Annotated in this window: 5 protein-coding genes; 4 read left to right on the top strand and 1 reads right to left on the bottom strand. The window is 34.5% G+C overall.

What is annotated here, in order from left to right; all coding sequences use genetic code 11:
- On the bottom strand, window positions 1-238 hold a 238-nt coding region (locus ACY2V1_RS08035; RefSeq protein ID WP_461834279.1), incomplete at its 3' end, for a hypothetical protein.
- Between the two features lie 103 nt (window positions 239-341).
- Here ACY2V1_RS08035 and ACY2V1_RS08040 point away from each other — a divergent pair.
- The 4 genes from ACY2V1_RS08040 to ACY2V1_RS08055 all read left to right on the top strand — a co-directional run.
- The gene (locus ACY2V1_RS08040; protein ID WP_461834280.1) at window positions 342-2,969 is read left to right on the top strand and encodes a PAS domain S-box protein; all 2,628 of its coding nucleotides are present in this window, start codon (window positions 342-344) and stop codon (window positions 2,967-2,969) included.
- 23 nt (window positions 2,970-2,992) lie between these two features.
- The gene (locus ACY2V1_RS08045; RefSeq protein WP_461834281.1) at window positions 2,993-3,754 is read left to right on the top strand and encodes a TIGR04219 family outer membrane beta-barrel protein; all 762 of its coding nucleotides are present in this window, start codon (window positions 2,993-2,995) and stop codon (window positions 3,752-3,754) included.
- Between the two features lie 165 nt (window positions 3,755-3,919).
- Complete coding sequence (gene typA, locus ACY2V1_RS08050; protein ID WP_461834282.1) at window positions 3,920-5,761, top strand: translational GTPase TypA; 1,842 nt, start codon at window positions 3,920-3,922, stop codon at window positions 5,759-5,761.
- A 190-nt stretch (window positions 5,762-5,951) separates the two neighbouring features.
- A partial coding sequence (locus tag ACY2V1_RS08055; protein ID WP_461834283.1) for a sigma-54 interaction domain-containing protein occupies window positions 5,952-7,285 on the top strand: 1,334 nt, incomplete at its 3' end.

Genomic DNA, 7,285 nt, shown 5'->3' on the forward strand with positions numbered 1-7,285 from the left:
AAACCCTACTCCATGGCCTAAATTCTATTTCAATCAAATATCCCATTTTCTCAAATACCTTTTTTACTAATTTATAAGTACCCCCCATGTCTGGTAGTCCTTCTCCAACATAAGGTGGCCAGTTCAATGTCCAAAGGGTGATTTTTTTTAGATGACCCACATTTTGGGCAAAAGCCGTTGACTGGAATATAACCATCCATATAACCAGGCTTTTTATTAACTTTGAAAAGTAATTCATAATAAATAGCGACCTCTGGTTTAAAAAGTTTGTTGTAAATAGAAACTTTTTTATATATGGTACCAATAAAAAAGAAAAATGTAAATAATAGAGGGAGAATTATATGACCAATTCCTTGAAGACAAAAATAGTTTTCTGGGTGGTATTGGTTTTATTTTTCGTATATATTTTTGGTGGTCTGTCTTTCTACTATTATTCAAAAAATAATGTTTTGAACTCGATTAATAAAAAAACTGAAGAACTTACAAAAAGACTAAGTATTAGTGCAACAGGCCCTTTATGGAATGTGGACAAAGAAGAGGCTTTAAGACTGTTAAATGCAGAGATGGTAGATAAGGATGTATATTCTATTATACTCTTAGATGAAGACAATTCTGTTTTTGCAGGTCTAATCAGGGACAAAAAATGGCAGATTAAAAGAATTATTAACACTAAGATGCCAAGTAGGGATGGTTTTATTTATAAACATGCAGATATTTGGGTTGATATAAAGGGTGAAAAGGAAAAAATAGGTTCTATTCATGTATTTGTCACTCCCATGTTTGCATATCAAAAATTAAGAAATTACACGTTAGTCTCACTTGCTCAGTTCGGTCTAATTACTTTGTTTTTGTGTATTATTTTAATTGTTCTTATAGAAAAGATAGTGATAAATAGAATTGAGAATTTGGCAAAGGGTCTTTCTTTTGTGTCTCAACGGAATTTTTCTCAGAAAATTGCAGAGTTAGGACAAGATGAAATAGGATTTTTAGCAAGACAGTATAACTTAATGATTGAGGAACTAAAAAGATATGAAAAAGAGCTACTTTTTCAAACCAGAAGAAGGGAAGTAACTCTACGATCCATTGGCGATGGGGTTATTGTCACTGATCCAGATGGAAAAATTGAGCTTATGAATGAGGCTGCATGTAACCTTACTGGTTGGAGTGAGGATGAGGCCACGGGGAAAAATTTAGAGGAGGTTTTTGTTATTGTAAATGAAATTACAAAAGAGCCTGTTGAGGCACCTGTAAGAAAGGTAATTAGACATGGTAGGGTAGTTGGACTTGCCAACCACACAGCATTGATTTCCAGAGATGGAAGGGAGATACCAATTAAAGACAGTGCGGCTCCAATTAAAGATGATCAAGGAAATTTACTGGGAATTGTAATGGTGTTTTCAGACATTTCACTGGAAGTGAATTTGTTAAAAAAGATAGATCAATCAGTTATGTTTCAAAAGGGACTTATGGATGTTGCCAATGTAATAATTGCAGTCACTGACAAAGACCATAACCTGTTATTTGCGAACAGGGCTGCAGAAAAAATTACAGGATATCCAAAGGAAGAAGCTTTAGGGAGCACCCTGGTGTGGGAACTTATTTATCCAGAAAAAGACTATAGAAAAAGAATGTTAAGAATAGTTCAAAATGTGATGGATACAGGCATTCCTCTAGATGGGGGAGAATCAAGGGTAGTTACCAAGTCTGGAAATAAAAAAATTATATCTTGGTATTCCACGTGCCTACGGGAAAAAGATGGAAAATCCGCAGGTGTTTTACATGTAGGTATAGATGTTACAGATAAAAAGAGGTTGGAAAAAGAGATTTTAAATAGGCAAACAATGGAGGCCTTAAGTCTTTTTGCAGGTGGCATTGCCCATGATTTTAACAATATTTTGACTTCAATAATGGGCAATGTATCTTTAATGAAACATTCTAGTTCTGTTATAGATATTAAAAAGAGGCTGGAGCCTGTTGAAAATGCCGTAAATTACGCATCTTCATTGGTCTCTCAACTTCTCAGTTTTTCAAAAAAAGGATCCCCAGCAAAAGAAGTAACCTCTCTTAGAAAAATAGTAAAGGAAACAGTACAGTTTGTTTTGAGTGGATCAAATATAAAGTGGGATTTAAATATAGTTGAACCTATATATAAAGTGGAAGTAGATCCTATCCAGATATCACAGGTAATTCAGAATATAATAATTAATGCAAAACAGGCATGTGAAAAAGTAGTTATTCCAAGAATCAATATTTCTTTGAAAAGTATGATATGTGAGACAAGGTGTGATGTGGGAAATAAGATCCTTGAGCCAGGAAGATATGTAGAAATAGTAATTACAGATAATGGAGAGGGAATTGCTGAAGAAGAGCTGGAAAAGATTTTTGAACCTTTTTTTACCACCAAAGAAAAAGGACATGGATTGGGGCTAGCCATATGTTATTCTTTGATAAAGAGTTATAACGGAGAAATAGTGGTGGAATCTACCTTAGGCAAGGGGGCTACCTTTAGAATTTTTATTCCAGCTTTAGACACAAAAGACATAGAAAGAGATGAAGAATTAAAAAAAGAAGCAGAAACACAATATTCAGGAAGGGTGCTTTTGTTAGAAGACGATGTCATGATTGCTGAAGTAGCAACAGAACTCTTAAAACACCTTGGATTTGAAGAAGTTGTTTTAGCCACACAGGGAGATGAGGCCATAGATCTATATAAAGATGCTTTTAATCGAGGTGATAAATTTGATTTAGTTATTTTGGATCTCACCATACCTGGAGGGAAAGGAGGAAAAGAAGTAATTAAAGAACTCATTAAAATAGACCCAGATGTGATTGGGATTGTATCCAGTGGATATACACATGATTTAGTTATGATGGATTATAAAAAATATGGATTTAGCGGTTCACTTAAAAAACCATATACATTAGAAGAACTTAAAGAGGTTTTAACAGAAGTTTTACAAAGACATTAAATTTTTAAAAAAGGAGGAGGATTATGAATAAGAAATATGTAATAGCATCTTTTATCTCATTGGTTTTATTTATTATTCCATCTCTTGTTTTTGCAATAGGGGCTGAGGTTAGTCTGGGAATGTGGCAACAGGATCCAACTGGCTATTTTTCTTACAAAGGAGAGCAATTAAGTGTGGACAATGAACTTAGATATGACACAGAAACTAAATTACTGGCAAGGGCAAAAATAGATATGCCTCTGTTTATCCCAAATATTTATTTAATGTATTCACCAATGGATTTTGATGGAAATGGTATAAAGACCAATTCTTTTAAATTTGGAGATGTTACATTCCAGGCCAATATACCATTTAAATCTGAACTAGAACTTAATCAATACGATATTGCACTTTATTATGGTATTCCCTTTTTAAATACATTATCAGCTGGTATTTTAAATGTAGAAGCAGGATTAAATTGTAAAATAATCGATTTTTATGGAAAAATTGAGCAACCAGATTTATCTTTATCAGAATCAAAATCCGCTACTATTCCAATTCCAATGGTATATTTAGGCGTGCAGGTAAAGCCAATTAAGTGGATAACCATAGAAGCAGAGGGCAGGGGAGTTGCTTACTCTGGAAATGGTTACTATGATCTCATTGGAAGGGTCAAAATACACCCCTTTGGCCCATTATTTTTAAGCGGGGGATATAGATATGAAAAGGTAAAGATTGATTACAGTGATGTGGATTCAGACATTGAATTTGCAGGTCCTTTTGTGGAACTAGGGATTAGTTTTTAAAAGGTATATAATTTTTTATGCACATAGAGCTGCCAGTTAAAAATAACTGGCAGTTTTTTTAATGGCTAATGATAACTGAAATAATTTATCTTTTATATTTATTTTGACAAACTACTCAAAAAGGTCTACTTCGTACTGTCTTTAATTTTATTATAGGAAGGAATTATGGGAGATAATTTGAGTTACAATGAAAAATTAAGAAATATTGCCATAATAGCCCATGTTGATCATGGGAAGACAACCCTTGTGGACAATATGTTTAAACAGAGCGGCCTGTTCAGGGAAAATATCCAGTTAGAAGAGAGAATATTGGATAGGCTGGATTTAGAGAGAGAAAGGGGAATTACCATAGCTGCAAAAAACTGTTCAGTAATGTGGAATGGGGTAAAGATAAATATAATTGACACCCCTGGACACGCAGATTTTGGGGGAGAGGTGGAAAGGGCCTTATCCATGGCTGATGGGGCAATTTTATTGGTAGATGCATCTGAGGGCCCTCTACCACAGACCAGATTTGTCCTTAAAAAGGCACTTGATGCAGGGCTTTCCATTATTGTGTGTATAAATAAAATAGATAGAAAGGATGCACGGCCAGATGAAGTTCTAGATGAAATTTATGACCTTTTGATAGATCTTGATGCCACAGAAGAACAACTGGATTTTCCTTTGTTGTATGCAATTGGAAAACAGGGAATTGCTAAAAGAAATCTAGATGATGAAAATAAAGACCTAACCCCTTTATTTGAGACCATATTAAAATATGTGCCTCCACCATCATATAAAAATGACCTGCCTTTTCAAATGTTGGTCTCTGATCTAAGTTATTCAGATTATCTTGGAAGGTTAGCTATAGGTAAGGTATTTAATGGATATGTTGGGTCCAATGAAATATTGATATGTGTGAATGAAAAAAATGAGCACATACCCTTAAAGGTCACAAAACTACAAATTTATGAAGGGCTTAACTTGAGAGAAACAGATAGAGTAGAACCAGGTGATATTGTTGTTTTATCTGGAATTGAAGAGGTAAAAATAGGTGATACCATCTGTACAAGAGATAATCCATGCGCCCTTGAAAGGATTAGAGTTGATGAGCCCATTGTATCCATGAGATTTACAATAAACACAAGTCCATTTGCAGGCAGGGAAGGCAAATATGTCCAGTCTAGAAAATTAAAGGAAAGGCTCTTTAAAGAGACCCTTAAAGATGTGTCAATTCAGGTAGAGGAAATGCCAGATTCAGACAGTTTTTTAGTTAAGGGAAGAGGCGAATTTCAACTTGCAATCTTAATTGAGACCATGCGCAGGGAAGGATATGAGATGTGTGTTGGCAGACCTGAAGTGATTTTTAAGGAAGAGGATGGAAAGATAAAGGAGCCAATGGAGAGAGTTTTAATTGATTGTGAAGAAGAATTTATGGGGGTTGTGACAGAGAAGTTGTCTTTGAGAAAAGGGAAGATGGTAAATCTTATTAATAACGGAAAGGGCAGGGTGCGTATGGAATTTATAATACCTGCAAGGGGATTAATCGGGTATAGAAACGAATTTTTAACTGACACAAAGGGATCAGGTATAATGAACAGCCTGTTTGAAGGTTATGGGGAATTTGCTGGAGAGATCAAAGGAAGATTTACAGGATCCATTGTATCAGATAGACAGGGAATTTGTGTGGCTTATGCGCTCTTTAATCTGGAACCCAGGGGTAGGTTGTTTGTAACACCTGGTGAGCCTGTTTATGAAGGGATGATAATTGGAGAGCACAACAGGAATACAGATATTAATGTAAATCCATGTAAAACTAAAAAATTGACAAACCTAAGGGCAGCAGGAAAGGACGAGGCAGTAACATTGACACCAATAATTCCCATGACACTTGAGAAAGCAATACAATTTATTAAAGACGATGAAATGGTAGAAGTGACTCCTAAATTAATAAGACTCAGGAAGTCTTGTTTAAGTGCATCTAAAAGACATGCATTAAATTCAGCAAAGAAAAAAAGAATGTAAAATTTGGCATATAAGCCATATATCCTTTGTTTCATTTTAAGAAAAAGGGAAAGTCTGGATTTTGGCTTTAGAAACGTTTTGATAATATTCGTAAAATTGCAATATGTGTGGTGAATGACATTAAGAGGACATCTAAAAGCAAATTTCTCCATTAAAGAATTACAAGAGGCATTAGATAGAGAGAGTCTTTATGACAAATAATATTGATATGGAAATTCCACCTATTTTTTTAGAAAAGGGTATTGATACCCTTGAGAAATTTTTGTGGCTTATAGAGAATTCCTATGATGGTTTTGTACTTAGTGATAAAAAGGGAAATATATTTTATGCAAATAAGGCAGTTGAAAGGATAACTGGAGGAAGGCGAGAGGATATTTATGCAAAGAATTTAAAGGACTTTTTAAAAGAAGGCCTTATAATTAATGACAAAAAGAGTTTTTCAGGTGATTGCATAAACATGAGTCACAGAACAAAGACTGGTGTAGAGGTGTTTATTACCAGTGTGCCTGTTTATGATAAAAATGGTAATTTTTTGTGTTATGTTGCAAATTACAGGGAGATGGCTGAGTTAAATGATATTCAGCGGGAACTCGAGAAGACTCAGGCAAAGAGCAATTCTTATTATATGGAGCTAAAAGAGCTTAGAAATAGATTTTTAAATTTAGAAGATGTGGTTGTAAAAAGCAAAAGCATGAGCTTACTTATTGAAAATATAGCGAAATTTGCGCCAACAGATGCACCAGTTTTAATTACAGGTGAATCTGGAGTTGGCAAAGGAGTTATTGCAAAACTGATACACAAAATGAGTAATAGGAGTGATGGGCCATTTATTCAGATAAATTGTGGTGCTATTCCTGAGACACTTTTAGAAGCAGAGTTATTTGGCTATAAAAGAGGGGCATTTACTGGGGCAAATAGAACTGGAAAATTGGGTATATTTGAATTGGCGCAAAATGGCACACTTTTACTTGATGAAATTGCAGAAATATCACCTAAACTTCAGGTCAAGCTCTTAAAGGCCATCCAGGACCAGGAGATCTACCCTCTAGGGAGTGTAAAACCTGTTAAACTGGATGTTAGGATAATTTGTGCAACTAATAGAGATATTGAACAAATGGTTGAGGAGGGTTCCTTTAGAAAAGATCTCTACTATAGAATTAATGTTATCCCTATTAATATCCCTCCGTTAAGGGAAAGAAAAGAAGATATAATCCCACTTGCATGTTATTTTCTGGAACAATTTTCTAAAAAATACAATAAAAAGAAGAGCCTGTCTCCAGATGTGTGTGATGTTTTTTTAAAATACCCCTGGCCAGGAAATGTGCGGGAACTTCAAAATGTAATTGAACGTCTAGTGGTTATTTTAGACAAAGACAAGATATATCCAGAAGATTTGCCCCATACTATTTTAAATAAAGTGGAGACAACATATAATTATTTGAATTTGCCTTTAAAAGAAGCAAGAAAAAAATTGGAGATTAAGCTTATAAAACAGAGCTTAAAACAAAGCCGTAGTATAAGAGA

Source organism: Desulfothermus sp. (assembly GCF_053993635.1).